Consider the following 13,371-nt stretch of genomic DNA (forward strand, 5'->3'; position numbering starts at 1 on the left):
CAGCAGAGAACCAGTGCCCTCTTCTGACAGAGGGTCTGCCCGGTGGTCCGCCCAAGGAATCCGCCTACAAGTACGGATGAAGGAATGCCCTGATGGCATCGACCTCATTAGATTGAATTTCATGCCCCCCTGAATGCCACGCGGTTGAGACAGAAGCATTCTGCTTGGAAAAATAGGTCTCCAGAGCAAGCGTCAATGCGACAGGGCTAATCGGATCCCGTTTACCAGCGGTAATGAGTATTCGTCGCCCGGCAAGTGCGGGGTTTGGAGCCGGCCGGAATGGAATGAGCGGATGCATAAGCACCGACGCATCAAACACCCCTTCTTGAATGAGCACATTGGCGAGAATGTTTGCGCCGTTGGAAAACCCCAGCCCAATAATGACAGATGCCTGCTGTGCCTGCGCGATGTCATTTACGAACGCGACCATCTTGGAAGTCGCGCGCTGGAGGTCCTCCATGTCGTAAATCGCCTCGGCAGTCCTTTTGAAAAAACGCGAAGCACCGTTTTCGGAGACATCGCCGCGTGGTGCGACAACGGTGGCGTCCGGGAGCAGTTGACTGCCGAATTCAAAGAACTGGTTTTCGTTTCCGCCTGTTCCGTGAAAAACGAAAAACACAGGCTTTCCCGATGCGCCGGAACGTATCCGACGCACATACTCACTCTCGGTCATGAATTTACTCCGTGCCTATGCTTCGAGCGGCTCGAGATGTTCCTCGATGGCGGCTCTAAGATGTTCGTGCTGACGCGGCAGCTTCAGCGCTTCTCCCAAATGCGCCGTATCTTCATCTCGATTGAAGCCTGGCTCATTTGTTGCGATTTCAAAGAGAATCCCGCCCGGCGTGCGGAAATAGATCGCCCAGAAATAGTCACGGTCGATCACGGGCGTAACCTGATATCCTGTGTCCAGCAACGCCTTTCTAACCTCTAGTTGTTTTGCGCGATCGTCGACCGCAAAGGCGACATGGTGGACGGAACCCGCACCTTGGAGCGCACTTGAGATATTCGGCATTGTTTCGACATCGATTAGATGGGCTCCGTTGCCGTTCGGCTTTGTAAAGCGCTTGACGCCGTCTTTTTCGTCCTGGATCTCATAGCCCATGAACTTCAGAAGCTCGGATGTCGAACCTTCATCGCGAAGACGCATCGTGACCGAGTGAAAACCGCGAATGGCATGGTCCTGGTTTACACCACCGTGCGTCCATGCTGGCCGAGCATCGTCCTTAACCTCAACCAGTGCGAGATCCATCGCCATCGGGTCCGGCAAATTCAAGACGCTTCTCGCCGAATGTCTCGCTCGGCTTCAAACCGTCAACTTTGAGATTGGCAAGGCGGTCACTCCAGAACCCAAGTGCACCTTCAGGGACCGAGAAAACCGTCGTCCCGACTTCCCCGGTGCCATGGCGGCCCGGACCGATATGCGGAAACGGAAAATACGTCATTATCGAACCGGGCGATCCGGTCTCGTCGCCGTAGTAGAGATGGTAGACGTCAGGTGAATCGAAGTTCACCGTTTTTTTGACGCGTCGCAGCCCCAACGCATCGGTAAAGAAGCGGTTGTTCGTGCGGGCATCGGCTGCCATTGACGTTACGTGGTGCAGGCCCTGTATCTGATTAAGCATCGAAAGCTCCTATATTGCTGCCAAGGTTTCCATGGGAGGTAGATGGGCCGACTGTTCCCTCCGCAAAAGGCTCGTTACTGAACACGCATTGTATCTAGGGAGTGAACAGTAAGGTCTCGATGTTCAACATCATGTGTCGTAGTGATGCCTGCTGGCTGTTTTACAGAATCGCCTCCATGCGCTCGGGGTCGTGCCGGTCAAACGTCGAAATACTCTGGAGAGATGCGCCTGATCTGCCAGCCCGCAGTCCAACGCGATTTCGCATAGAGGCGCTTCGGTGTTCAGCATCAGGTGTTTGGCGAACTCTACACGCTGGGCGACAATATAGTTATGGGGCGATAATCCGATACTGGCCTTGAAAGCGGATGAAAAATAGCTGGTGCTGAGCTTCACGAGACGCGCTAGCTCATGAAGAGAAATCTGCGAGGATATTCGCTCGGCAATGTATGTTTTTAGGCGATTGATCTGCCAGGGAGCGAGCCCGCCGATAGCGATCATAGGATCTCGCGTTACCCCGGCATCAGAGATGACATAGTGAGGACGAAGAAGCCTGGAGGCTTTTTTTACGAAATCGAGAGCGATTGCCTCATCGTTTTCAATACAAGTCATAGCGCTGAGCAGTAGTTCGGAAACTTCGCTTGAGGCTGCGTGGTTCAATTTGATTATATCGAGGCGGGGCTGACTATTTCCGCGAATTGCTAGCGCAGTGACTGACATCTTCGATCTCCTTATGGAACCCACGGGATTCGTGATTTGCAAGGTTGATTTTGAAGACGCCGTCGCATTTGGAAAATCGTACTGTAATTGGCTTTTCGCACACTTGGGTTTTGCGAAAACATACCCGGGTATACTTGCTCACAGGGCCGCAGCTGATTATCTTGATTGATTGACAAACTTAGATTGCAATTGCGCGCCGAACGCGTGGTCAAACTACAAGCCGACAGCTGAAGCTATCCATTGAAAAGCGTGCATATGTTAGAGAGTCCGTTGGTTTTCGTCGTGGATGACGAAGAACTCGTCCGTAAAGCCTTGAGCACCCTGCTCCGCTCAGTCGGTTATCGCGTGAAGACCTTCGCCACTGCCCAGGAACTCTATGACGATCCCGCCTTGCAGGAGGCAAATTGCCTCATTCTGGATGTTCGCTTGCCATTCCTCAGTGGATTGGATTTCCAACAAAAATTGGCAGACATGGACGTGAACCTTCCGGTTATATTTATAACCGGCCATGGCGACATCCCAATGACCGTTCGCGCCATGAAAGCTGGTGCTGCAGACTTTCTTGCCAAGCCGTTTCGAGACCAGGACATCTTGGATGCCGTTGCGGCCGCGGCGGAGAAAAACCGTCGCGCCCGAACATCGGGTCGATCATTGCATGAATTGAAGGAGCGTTATCAACGCCTTTCAACCCGTGAAAAGCAAATCATGATCATGGCCACCTCCGGACTTATGAACAAGCAGATCGCTGGTGAACTCGGGCTGAGCGAGATTACGGTCAAGATTCATCGGGGCAAGATCACCAGGAAAATGTTGGCGAAAACATTCGCAGACCTGGTCAAAATGGCAGAGTCCTTGGATATCAGTTCTTCCGAAAATCTACGCTGAGTAAACTACCGTATAATTTCAAATCGCTCCGTCAAAAGGCATAATACGACAAACTTCAAACACGCCGGATTGCCGGAGATTGGTCTACCCAGGGTGGAATTCGTATCTATCATTGACGATGAAGCGACGGTTCGACGTGCGACGAGCAGCCTGTTGAGGTCGCTGGGTTTTTCAGTTCAGACTTTTGTCTCGGCGGAGGAGTTTCTCGATTCAGAGTTTGCAATGACAACATCGTGTATTGTGTCAGATGTCCACATGCAGGGAATGAGCGGAATTGATCTCTTCATGCGTCTCCAGTCTTGCGAGAGGAAGATTCCGTTCATTTTCATAACTGCATTTGCCGAAGAAGTCGTACGGCAGCGCGTTGGGCAAGACGTTTGCGTTTTACAGAAACCCTTTGAAGCTGAAGTCTTGGCGTCCTGCATCGAGCAGGCGCTTTCAAGCTGATTTGATCCAGAAAGGATTCGCCAATGGTACATTCTTGCAGGCACGTGACATCGGTGCGGAAAGTTCGGCCGGGGACACTTGGGTGTGAGGAATGTCTGGCAGAGGGACAGGTCTGGGTCCATCTGCGCTTGTGCCGTGAATGCGGCCACGTAGGTTGTTGCGATCAGTCCCCCGGCAAGCATGCCACCGCGCACTTTCATGCAACGAGACACCCGATTATTGAGGGCTACGACCCGCCTGAAGGCTGGGGATGGTGTTACGTCGACGAAATCTTCGTTGAATTGCCCGATCAGACAGAACAAGTCGGCCCGATCCCGAGATTTTACTAGAGCGTGTTGACAAAGTGGGACACCCGAACCCTTTTGGTCAGAATTTAAGTAGTGATCTGTGATACTTAGACGAAAGAATGCGACGTGATTGGCTTGGGGGTTCCAGTTGGCGAGAAAGAGAATCGCACTGGTATTAGTGCTATCGTTATTATTGCCTCAGCCATTTTCGGTTGCAGCGCGGGCAAACGAAACGCAAGAAAATCTATGGAAGTCTGAAGCCGAAAGAGGCAGCCCTGAAGCGCAGTATCGCCTCGGCACCAAGTACCGCTAAGGGCGTGGCGTGATCTCGATCTGAATCCGAGGCGTTTTATTGGTTAAGTAGAGCGGCCGAAGCAGGCCACCCGGGGCCCAAACGGATGTTGGTCTGATGTCCATGCACGGAGTTGGCACCACAAAGAGCGAACAGGTGGCAGTTGAATGGTATCGCAAAGCTGCGAAGCAAGGGAATCAGCCGGGTCAGATCAATCTTGGAACCGCGTACTACCGTGGCACAGGTGTTCCGAAAAGCTATGTCGAGGCCTTGTATTGGTATCGCAAATGCGCTGACCAGAGGAATGCCATAGCTCAACGCTACGTTGGTTTCATGTATTATGACGGGCGCGGCGTGCGTCCAGACACTCAAGAAGCTATAAAATGGTTTCGCAGGTCCGCTGCACAGGGCGATGAGCCCTCCAAGCACATGCTCGCTCAACTGGCCAAAGAAACACAGTGAAGGTCGGGTGACAAAGTGGATGCCCAAATCAGCCTCGGTATGATTGAAGGCTGCTTTTTCATGGATGCCAATAACAGGGCCCGAGATTCAACGGCACATCGTTTAGCGGTCTCTCAGATGTGTCGCTCAAGAAATTGGTGGATTGCCTGAACCACCACAGATCCCTCACCGACAGCCGACGCAACTCGCTTGACCGAAGATCCACGAACATCCCCCACCGCGAATATGCCGGGTATCGAAGTGCCGTATGGCGTTACCGACCGGCTCTCGGAGCATTTCGGACCTGTATTGACGAAACCGTTGCGATCCAGTTCAAGGCAGTCCACAAGCCAGTCTGTATTGGGCTCAGCCCCGATCATGACGAATATGCTCGTTACCGGCAGATCCCTTGATGTGCCGGTCTGCCGGTCGATCCAGGTTACGCCTTCCAATGTGTCATGACCGTGCAAGGCAGTGATTTCACTTTGTTGGTGAAGTGAGATTCCGGGTGAACTTTCGATGCGTCGGACAAGGTAATCTGACATCGTCTTCGCGATTCCACTCCGCATCAGCATATGAACATGCCGAGCGGTGCGCGACAGGAAAATGGCCGCCTGTCCAGCCGAATTGCCGCCTCCGACAACGACAACTTCCTCGTTAGCACAAAGCTGCGATTCCATTGCCGTGGCTGCATAATAAATGCCCTGTCCTTCAAACTTCGCGTAGTTGAGAGCGTCCAGCTTGCGGTACCGCGCGCCGGTAGCCACCACGACTGATCGCGCACGAAGGGTCTTTTGGTCTTCCAGCACGAGGCGATAGGGATATGTCGAGCAATCCATGCTCGTCACCTCACGAGACACGGAAAGCTTCGCGCCGAATTTCTGGGCTTGAATGTGGGCTCGCCCCGCAAGCGCCTGACCTGAAATCCCGGTCGGGAAACCGAGATAGTTTTCGATCTTGGACGATGTGCCAGCTTGGCCCCCGGGGGCCAAACCCTCAATCACGACCGTATTCAATCCTTCCGACGCTGCGTAGACGGCAGAGGCGAGCCCTGCTGGCCCCGCTCCAACGACTGCCACATCGTAGACGATATCCGCGTCCGGCGGCTCGCTAATTCCAAGATAGTCGGCCAATTCGGATTTTGACGGATTGCGATGCACCCTTCGATCGGGCGTAACAACTGCGGGAAGATCATCGGGTTCAAGTCCGAGGTCGTTGACCAAATCGCTTGCGCCTTTGTCGATCGTGGGGTCCAGTATCTCAACCGGATAGAAATTTCGGATCATGAAACGCTGCAATTGCAGAAGGTCGCCATGCTGTCGATGGCCGATCAGCAGAACGCCCCCCTTTGCGTGACGCACGAAACCAGTGCGTCTCAGAATATATGCGCGAATTATCATCTCGCCGATATCGGACTCGCCAGTAATCAGTGAGCGAAAGTCTTGATTTGCCACGCGCAATACGCGGGTTCCGGCTTTTGCCAAACCCGAAAGCAAAATCTGCCGGCTCGTGAACAAGTTCTGTTCGCCGCTGAATTGCCCTGTACGGTAAACATACAAACATGATCGGCCGTTTCGAGCGTCGTCCGCCAATACCTCGATCTCACCGCCAAGCACGAGGAAGAAGTCGATCCCTCGCTGCCCACGTTCAAACAGAAACGTGTCGACGGGGATGAACTGTTCCTGCCCGTACGACGATACACGCTCAATCATTTCCGCTGAAAGCACCGGAAAAGTTTGTGCCTCGCGTAACCAGGGGTCAGTAAGATCGGGAGTTGAGGCGAGCATTGTTGGTCTCCATCAGCGAAAGAAATGTGGTGATGGAGAAGCTAGCTTTGTGGAATTTTCCGGACTAGGAGATTGGAGGCGTATTTGGACAAACTGTCGAAATAAACGCCCTGACATTTGAACAATGTCTCCACTCACTCTTGCGACCCTCCACTAGCCGAGGTGTCGACAGATGCTTCCACCGACATGCCTGGCCGTAGTCTCTCGATATCGGGTTGACCGGGATCAATCTTGATACGAACCGAAATACGTTGCGGAATCTTCGTGAAGTTGCCGATCGCGTTGTCTGTCCGGAGAACTGAAAATTCTGATCCGGCGGCGGGTGAAAGTCGTTCCACTATGCCGCTGAACCGACCGCCATCAAGGGCATCCACCGTGAACCAGGCTTTTTGTCCTGGTCTAATTGCCGCGGTTTGGGCTTCCTTGTAGTTGGCGATTACCCAGCGCGTGTCGGGCACAAGAAACACAAGCTGCGTTCCATTGGTGACATATTGCCCAACGCGTGCGCCGATGTCGCTCAACTCTCCGCGTTCGGGAGCGGAGACAATCGTGTAGCCCAGATCGATTTTGGCGAGTTCGAGAAGCGCCATCGCGCTTTCCACCTGCGACTGCAACGCGTTTGCATTCACTTCCGCCGACCGCAATCCTTGTCTCGCGCTCTCCCGACCGGCCTTCGCTGCTGAAAGGGATGCCCGCGCGGAACCCTCCGCGGCACGAGCGGTGTCAAAGGTACTGTAGGAGACCGTTCCCTGAGTGACCAATTGGTTTGCACGAGCCAGATCGGCCGACGTCTTTGCAAGTTGGGCATTGGCACTTTCGATCATTGCATTAGCCGAGGCGATGTCGGCGTTCCGCTCTGCAACGAGCTGTTCATTATTTGCCAGATTTGCATTTGCGACGTCCAGGTTTGCTTGGGCCTCGGCGACCTTTTTGGCGATAGACCCTATCGTCGATGCGAAACAGGGCCTGCCCTTGCTCAACCCGTTCGTAGTCTTGGCTTTTTATCTCGCTGATGTAACCGCTGACTTGCGGGCTGATTATCATCGTTCGGCCCCGGATATAGGCATTCTCAGTGCTAACGACCGCAGTCGCGAAAGGAGGCAGTTGCCACGCGGCAAGGATTGCCAGCATCCCCGCGACAGCTGACGCTATTGCCAGAAGAATGGTCAGAACACTGTTCGCAGGCGGCCTCCATGGGCCCACCGGCACGACGATCTTTAAGTCCTTCTGTTCGATGGGCAGTTCGGTGGTGGTCATTGTGTCGACCTTTGGACGCGACGATTTGCCCGCCAGCCATGCAGGATCACCCCCATCAAGAAAATTGTCGTGATACCTGCCAAGGCCGACACGAGGAAAAAGACATCGTCGTATGCGGCAACGCGGGCGTTGAGAAGGATATGCTGACCAAACTGTGACAGTCCTTCGGCAGCACGAAGTGTAGGGTCCTGAATCACTGATGCATAATCCTGAGCCAGAGCCCGCGTGGTGTCCGAAACCAGAGGGTTCGACTTTCCGACTTGTCCAGCGAAGCTTGTTAGATGGTATTGCTGGCTATACGTGAGGTAGGTCTGGATGATCGACGTTCCGACCAGCGTACCGATGGATTGCGTAATACCGAAGAGCGCGACGAAGCTCGTCATGTTCGCACCGCCCCCGGCGATCACTTTGCTCATTCCGAAAACGAAGGATGGCCCGATGAAAACAGTAGTCGCGAATGCGATCATCATCTGAGTGTAGTAAAGTTGCGGGAGTCGGGTGGACATGCTGGCATAAGAGTCGGCAAACGACGCTACAGCAACCAACGCGACAGCCAGCATAACTAACGGAGTGACACGGGTTGGACTCACTGCTATCGCGCTTGTGGTCAGTCCTGCGACTGCCGCAACAAGGATAAGCAGCGACAGCGGACGGATATCGTCGTTTGCCAGGCCGAAGTCCCTGAGCAGGCCAATGGCCCCAATGGACGGCTCGGACAAGACAATGCGCGCCACAAGGGACACAAGCGCGAAGCGGATCAGTACGACGTTTCCAAGCCATCTGACGTTGATAAGTGGTCTCGCTCGAAAGTATTCAATGCAAAGCGCAATCATTAAACAGGGCAGTGCCGCTGCCAAGAACCATCCGATCCACGCACGATTGGTCCACCACAGATAGCTTCCCAAACCCACCGCGGAACCAAAGAACGCAATCGCGCAAGCGTAGAAAAAGAAGGTCACCAGATCGAGTTTCTCAAAGGCGGCCACCCTTTTGTTTGGCGGAAGCCGGACGCAAAAGACCGCGGCCAAGGTTAGCAACGACAACCCCAGTTCAAAAAGGTAGAGGCCGCGCCAGTTATCGAGCGCCAAAAAGTCGATCGGGAATAGCCTGGCAAGCGGCAGTGCTAGCTGTGGCATGCCGATTCCGAGAACCACGGCCCGTTGCCTGTGCGCCATCGGCAACGCCTGGATCATGTAGAAAACGCCAAGCGCTGTTAACGCGGATCCGGCGACGCCGCTCGCCGCCCGTACCGCGACGGCGCTGGCCAAATCTCTGACGAAGAGATGTCCGAGTATGAAGATCACGTGCAGGGCGAGAAAAATCACGCAGAACGAGCGGATGCCGAACTGTTGACGATATTGACCAGAAGGCACCCGGCAATGGCATTCGTGATGAGATAAGCAGCCGGGAGCCATGCCATTTCCGACAGATTCAATCCTAGTGAACCCTGAAGATAGGGAAGATTGGCTACCACGACGGCGTTTCCAAGCCCTCCCGTGATGCTAACGAGCACACTTGTGAGAGCATAAGTCATGCGGCGGGAAAATGGGTGATCCGGCGTTGGCGGAGCGCCCGGAATGACCCCGCGCTCCGCCTCGGAAAATTCCCAAGGTTGATCCTGGAAAGAATGAAGCCTGCGGATAGACCGACCAAGCATCGACGCACGGTTTATCGCAAAACGATCAAGCATGTCGGTGTCCAGCGGGGTGTTCGCTTTTCATTGCTCGCCCCGCACCGCGGCCACTTCATTTGGCGTTACGACGGAACCCGAATTCCCCCACGTATTTCGGATGAAGTTCAGAACGTCTGCAATTTGCTGATCGTCGAGCCGCCAGCTCAACGACGGCATTGAGGGTGTCGTCACGGCCGTTGGCGTGTGAACTCCTTGACTGCCCGCGAGAACGACGTGGGCGAGCGTTTCGACATTCGACTGCTGAACGATCGGGTTTCCGGAGAGCGCCGGGAACAAAGGCATGGCTCCCTTCCCGTCCATTCCGTGGCAGGCCGAACACGTGTCGTGGTAAATGACCGAACCCGCGAGCATGCGGGGATCGCTTGGCGGAAGGGGCGTCGGCCTGTCGACGCTGCCGGAGGGCAAACTCTTCAAGTACGCCGCCATCGCATTCAAATCAGCATCGGTCATCAGGGAAGTGGAATTCTGAATCGCTTCCGCCATCGGACCAGATGCGACAGTCGTATGGTTGACACCCGACTTGAGATAACGGACGAGTTCTTCCTTGCTCCAAGATCCGATGCCGACGCTTGGGTCGCCGGTTATGTTTGGCGCATACCAGCCCTGGAGCGAGCGCTCCTTGCAGGAATTGAGCGTTCTTGTCAGCTCCAAGCAGATTTTTCGGCGAATGACATGTGCCACAATGGGCAGCGCCCTCAACGAGATAAGCCCCGCGATTCCATTCGACAGATTGCTCCGGGTTCGGCGTAAAGCGCTCCGGTGTGAAGTTGAGCAAATTCCACCCCCACATCGACAATCGGATGCTGAAGGGAAACGGCAGTTGATTGGCCTCGACTTTATTGGAGACGGGCTCGACGGTGGTAAGATAATCCCAAAGGTCGGAAAGGTCCTGATCCCTCATCTTCGTATAGGCCGGATAAGGCATGGCCGGGTAGAGGCGGACGCCGTTGTGCCCGACGCCGGACCTCATCATCCTGATGAAATCATTCTTTGACCAATTTCCGATACCAGTCTCTTTGTCCTGTGTAATGTTTGGGGGGATAAGGGCTCCGAAGGGTGTATCGATCGGCTCGCCGCCAGCCAATGGCGTTGCCCCGACCTTTGTGTGGCACGCAGCGCAATCCCCAAGGATTGCTTGATACCGGCCCCTGTCGATCGTGTCGGCCTGATCGGCGGCTTGGGCGGATTGAACAAACGATCCAAGCGCCAGCAGGCAAATGATCCTCCTCATGCCGACACCAAGGGAGTTGCGGGATTCCGCAGGTATTTGTTGCGGATTGCGTCGGCCGCGAAATACGACAATGCACCAACGGTCCCGGTGGGGTTCTTGCCCGCGTTGTGGGCAAACGCGGAAGCGCCGATAACGAAAACATTCGGCACATCCCAGCTTTGGAGGTACTTGTTCACGGCGCTGGTCGATCGATCCGCCCCCATGATGGCCCCGCCGGTATTGTGGGTGCTCTGATAGGGGACGGAATCCCATCCCTTCTTCCGCCGGGCGGAGACATATTGGCGGCCACCCAGAGCCTCGGCGAGCGTTTCCATCCGATCGGAGACATAGCCCGACATGCGGATATCGTTATCGGGAAAATCGAACGTCATTCGCATGAGCGGTCGACCGAACCGATCCTTGTAGGTGGGATCCAGATCGAGATAGTTGATGCGACTTGGATAACTTGAACCCTGCGACGAGAATGTGAGCGTACTCTTGTAGGCTTGAACCGTTGCCCTCTTCCAATCCGAGCCCCATTTCGGAGTTCCCGGAGCGACCGGCCGGGTTGCAATCGGTCGACCGTTTGTAGGAATACAATTAATGCCCGCTCCTCCCACGAAATCGACACTCCCGTGATCAAAGGCATCGCCATTGAAATCGTCGACCGTCTGGCCAAGTGCGCCCGCCGCGATGAACGGGTTGAAGTTCTTGTCGTCAAAGAAGACCTGCGCCCCCGCATTGGTCTGGTAACAGTAGTTACGCCCGATTGTTCCTTCACCCGTGTTTGGATCGTACATCTTCCCGATGCCGGACAGCATCATCAGGCGCACGTTGTGAAGTCCGTAAGCGCACAAAAGAACCAAATCAGCGGGCTGGAAATATTCGACGCCGGACGTGTCGATATAGGTGACGCCTTTCGCCACCTTGCCCGAACTATCGAGATTGACGTGAAGGACCTCGCTGTCGGTGCGGACCTCGAAGTTTTTCTTCTTCATGAGAACGGGCAAGATCGTGGTTTGGGCACTGGATTTCGAATAGTTGGCGCATCTAAACCGTTCGCAGAACCCGCAGAAGGTGCACTGCCCCATCGCAATGCCGAGCGGATTGACATAGGCCTCAGAAAGATTTGCGGACGGCGTCGGAAATGGATGCCATCCCAGGGAGCGGGCCGCCTCGGCAAACAATGTGGGCGCATACGTCATTTGCATCGGCGGCAAGGGATAGTCGCGAGCGCGTGGATCCTCAAAAGGATTGCCACCTTCCTGGATCCGCCCCTCTATGTTGCCTGCCTTGCCGGAAATGCCAGCTAAATACTCAAACCGATCATAATAGGGTTCGATTTCGTCTGCGGTGATACCCCAGTCCTGCACTTGCAGATCGCCGAATTTTGCCGCCCCGTAGCGCTCTGTCAGCCTGCTGCGTATCTGAAAATCTGAATCCCAGAAGCGCCAAGTATGTCCATTCCAGTGAACACCAGCGCCTCCGACGCCATTGCCGGGCAGGAACGAGCCATAGTCACGCATGGGAAGGGCAACCTGATTTGGGTTGTTCCGCATTGTCATGGCTTCTACTGAAGGCTGCAGGAAAAGATCCCGCCTGATGCCGTAGCGCAACTCGTCCTGCGCGTAACCGATATTGAAATCGGTCGCAGTATCGCGCCAGGGGCCCCGCTCAATGGCCAGGACGTCCAGACCTTCATCAGTCAATTCATGGGCAAGAATCGAACCAGTCCAACCTAGACCAACGATTACAACGTCCTTGCGTGGAAGAAGTATTGTCATCGTATTCCCTTATTTTTCAGGCCATTCGGGCGCACCAGCGATCGAAACCGGCGGCAGGGGGTAAGGCTGGTTGTGCTTGGAAACGTGATCGCGATAGTCGTATCGAGCGCCGGGAAACCCGAGCATCCGCCAAGACACCATGTTCTTGTTGCCGCCATATACCGGGTCGGCGAAGAAGCCTTCCATTGCGTTATTGAGGATGACACCGAAGAACGCCCTGCCGTCGACATCATTGGGCAATTTGATCTTGTCGGCCTCCAGATCCTTCAGAAAGGAATCCTTCTCGGCGGCCGGCAGTTCGGAAAAGACTTTGCCGACGCTATTGGTCTTCAGGTAGGTATTGATGGCGTTGATGCCGCGGCGGTAGATCCCCGCAGGTGTGGCTTCGCCCTGATAACCTTGGGTCGGCAATCCCTTCATGAACGGTCCCTTGGTATAAAGGCGGCTTGAGCTGCCGTACGAACCGGCTAGCTGCCGGTCGATGTAAACAGCGCATCCCGCCTCCTTCCCGCCGATGCTGAGGTCGTCGGCGGGAATGAGACAGTCAACGATCGCCTCGACCGTCATGGCTTCATCCGGCGTGAAGAACTGCCAGCTGCCGGGTAGGACCGGCACGGGCGGCTCCGAAACATTTGCGGCCCATGGCAAGACATCGGAAAACGTCCGCGCGAGTGCAGTGCTCGTAGTGCCAGCCAAGGCCGAAATGGCGACCGAGGATAAAAAACTGCGCCGTGAAAGGCGTGACGGAACGTGTTCGTCCATACCGATTCCTTCATGCGAAATCGCGGGAGCTCCAGAGGCGGAGCGCCAAGGTGACAGTAGCCAGTAGCGTGACGGGTGAATTGTCGTAGGAAATCGAATTTGTACATTCGTATGGGATTTTCGCCCATGCGCTTCAGAAGACCGAGGTCAATCACCCTCTCACGAAGGCAGGGCGACCACGCGCAGG

At 54.9% G+C, this 13,371-nt stretch carries 14 protein-coding genes and 2 pseudogenes; 5 read left to right on the plus strand and 11 right to left on the minus strand.

Annotation, left to right across the window (positions count from 1 at the left end):
* Positions 1-64: 64 nt before the first annotated feature.
* From N8E89_RS18650 to N8E89_RS18660, 3 genes and pseudogenes are all read right to left on the minus strand, one after another.
* Positions 65-673: an alpha/beta hydrolase gene (locus N8E89_RS18650; protein WP_262262726.1), complete on the minus strand. Its 609-nt coding sequence runs from the start codon at positions 671-673 to the stop codon at positions 65-67.
* A gap of 15 nt (positions 674-688) precedes the next feature.
* Positions 689-1,622 (minus strand): annotated as a pseudogene (locus N8E89_RS18655) (VOC family protein).
* 129 nt (positions 1,623-1,751) lie between these two features.
* The gene (locus tag N8E89_RS18660; RefSeq protein WP_262262727.1) at positions 1,752-2,339 is read right to left on the minus strand and encodes a helix-turn-helix domain-containing protein; all 588 of its coding nucleotides are present in this window, start codon (positions 2,337-2,339) and stop codon (positions 1,752-1,754) included.
* 255 nt (positions 2,340-2,594) lie between these two features.
* On the opposite strand from N8E89_RS18660, the gene N8E89_RS18665 reads away from it, so the two are divergent.
* The 4 genes from N8E89_RS18665 to N8E89_RS18680 all read left to right on the plus strand — a co-directional run bounded on the left by N8E89_RS18665 (position 2,595) and on the right by N8E89_RS18680 (position 4,712).
* Positions 2,595-3,224 carry a response regulator transcription factor gene (locus tag N8E89_RS18665; protein ID WP_262263343.1) on the plus strand — a complete coding sequence of 210 codons (630 nt, stop codon included), beginning with the start codon at positions 2,595-2,597 and terminating at the stop codon, positions 3,222-3,224.
* A gap of 93 nt (positions 3,225-3,317) precedes the next feature.
* Entirely contained in the window at positions 3,318-3,671 is a 354-nt protein-coding gene (locus N8E89_RS18670) for a response regulator transcription factor (RefSeq protein ID WP_262263344.1), read from the plus strand.
* 23 nt (positions 3,672-3,694) lie between these two features.
* Positions 3,695-4,000 (plus strand): UBP-type zinc finger domain-containing protein, encoded by a 306-nt coding sequence (locus tag N8E89_RS18675; protein ID WP_262262728.1) that lies wholly within the window; start codon positions 3,695-3,697, stop codon positions 3,998-4,000.
* 367 nt (positions 4,001-4,367) lie between these two features.
* Positions 4,368-4,712 (plus strand): tetratricopeptide repeat protein, encoded by a 345-nt coding sequence (locus N8E89_RS18680; protein ID WP_262262729.1) that lies wholly within the window; start codon positions 4,368-4,370, stop codon positions 4,710-4,712.
* Between the two features lie 113 nt (positions 4,713-4,825).
* On the opposite strand, the gene N8E89_RS18685 is transcribed toward N8E89_RS18680, so the two are convergent.
* The gene (locus N8E89_RS18685) at positions 4,826-6,478 is read right to left on the minus strand and encodes an FAD-dependent oxidoreductase (RefSeq protein WP_262262730.1); all 1,653 of its coding nucleotides are present in this window, start codon (positions 6,476-6,478) and stop codon (positions 4,826-4,828) included.
* A 134-nt stretch (positions 6,479-6,612) separates the two neighbouring features.
* Positions 6,613-7,302 carry an HlyD family secretion protein gene (locus tag N8E89_RS18690; protein WP_262262731.1) on the minus strand — a complete coding sequence of 230 codons (690 nt, stop codon included), beginning with the start codon at positions 7,300-7,302 and terminating at the stop codon, positions 6,613-6,615.
* Between N8E89_RS18690 and N8E89_RS18695 the strand changes: the two genes are divergently transcribed.
* Positions 7,286-7,624, plus strand: coding sequence for a hypothetical protein (locus N8E89_RS18695; RefSeq protein WP_262262732.1), 339 nt, complete (start codon positions 7,286-7,288; stop codon positions 7,622-7,624). The genes N8E89_RS18690 and N8E89_RS18695 overlap by 17 nt on opposite strands.
* A gap of 107 nt (positions 7,625-7,731) precedes the next feature.
* On the opposite strand, the gene N8E89_RS18700 is transcribed toward N8E89_RS18695, so the two are convergent.
* The 6 genes and pseudogenes from N8E89_RS18700 to N8E89_RS18720 all read right to left on the minus strand — a co-directional run bounded on the left by N8E89_RS18700 (position 7,732) and on the right by N8E89_RS18720 (position 13,184).
* Positions 7,732-9,108 carry a hypothetical protein gene (locus N8E89_RS18700; protein WP_262262733.1) on the minus strand — a complete coding sequence of 459 codons (1,377 nt, stop codon included), beginning with the start codon at positions 9,106-9,108 and terminating at the stop codon, positions 7,732-7,734.
* The gene (locus tag N8E89_RS18705; protein ID WP_262262734.1) at positions 9,057-9,425 is read right to left on the minus strand and encodes a hypothetical protein; all 369 of its coding nucleotides are present in this window, start codon (positions 9,423-9,425) and stop codon (positions 9,057-9,059) included. Before N8E89_RS18705 ends, N8E89_RS18700 begins: the two co-directional genes overlap by 52 nt.
* A 27-nt stretch (positions 9,426-9,452) precedes the next feature.
* Entirely contained in the window at positions 9,453-10,079 is a 627-nt protein-coding gene (locus tag N8E89_RS29030; protein WP_315975718.1) for a c-type cytochrome, read from the minus strand.
* A 262-nt stretch (positions 10,080-10,341) separates the two neighbouring features.
* Positions 10,342-10,659 (minus strand): annotated as a pseudogene (locus N8E89_RS29035) (cytochrome c); the annotation flags it as partial.
* Positions 10,656-12,422 carry a GMC family oxidoreductase gene (locus N8E89_RS18715; RefSeq protein WP_262262735.1) on the minus strand — a complete coding sequence of 589 codons (1,767 nt, stop codon included), beginning with the start codon at positions 12,420-12,422 and terminating at the stop codon, positions 10,656-10,658. The gene N8E89_RS18715 and the pseudogene N8E89_RS29035, both read right to left, overlap by 4 nt.
* Positions 12,423-12,431: 9 nt before the next feature.
* A complete protein-coding gene (locus N8E89_RS18720) occupies positions 12,432-13,184 on the minus strand; it encodes a gluconate 2-dehydrogenase subunit 3 family protein (protein ID WP_262262736.1) in 753 nt (250 codons plus the stop codon).
* Positions 13,185-13,371 lie beyond the last annotated feature (187 nt).

Source organism: Phyllobacterium sp. A18/5-2 (assembly GCF_025452215.1).
In the GTDB taxonomy this organism is placed as follows: Bacteria; Pseudomonadota; Alphaproteobacteria; order Rhizobiales; family Rhizobiaceae; genus Phyllobacterium; species Phyllobacterium sophorae.

What these genes read in the sequence shown, in the direction of transcription:
- N8E89_RS18650 (WP_262262726.1), bottom strand. Translation starts at nt 673, where the DNA reads ATGACCGAGAGTGAGTATGTGCGTCGGATACGTTCCGGCGCATCGGGA.
- N8E89_RS18660 (WP_262262727.1), bottom strand. Translation starts at nt 2,339, where the DNA reads ATGTCAGTCACTGCGCTAGCAATTCGCGGAAATAGTCAGCCCCGCCTC.
- N8E89_RS18665 (WP_262263343.1), top strand. Translation starts at nt 2,595, where the DNA reads ATGTTAGAGAGTCCGTTGGTTTTCGTCGTGGATGACGAAGAACTCGTC.
- N8E89_RS18675 (WP_262262728.1), top strand. Translation starts at nt 3,695, where the DNA reads ATGGTACATTCTTGCAGGCACGTGACATCGGTGCGGAAAGTTCGGCCG.
- N8E89_RS18680 (WP_262262729.1), top strand. Translation starts at nt 4,368, where the DNA reads ATGTCCATGCACGGAGTTGGCACCACAAAGAGCGAACAGGTGGCAGTT.
- N8E89_RS18685 (WP_262262730.1), bottom strand. Translation starts at nt 6,478, where the DNA reads ATGCTCGCCTCAACTCCCGATCTTACTGACCCCTGGTTACGCGAGGCA.
- N8E89_RS18690 (WP_262262731.1), bottom strand. Translation starts at nt 7,302, where the DNA reads ATGATCGAAAGTGCCAATGCCCAACTTGCAAAGACGTCGGCCGATCTG.
- N8E89_RS18705 (WP_262262734.1), bottom strand. Translation starts at nt 9,425, where the DNA reads ATGCTTGATCGTTTTGCGATAAACCGTGCGTCGATGCTTGGTCGGTCT.
- N8E89_RS18715 (WP_262262735.1), bottom strand. Translation starts at nt 12,422, where the DNA reads ATGACAATACTTCTTCCACGCAAGGACGTTGTAATCGTTGGTCTAGGT.
- N8E89_RS18720 (WP_262262736.1), bottom strand. Translation starts at nt 13,184, where the DNA reads ATGGACGAACACGTTCCGTCACGCCTTTCACGGCGCAGTTTTTTATCC.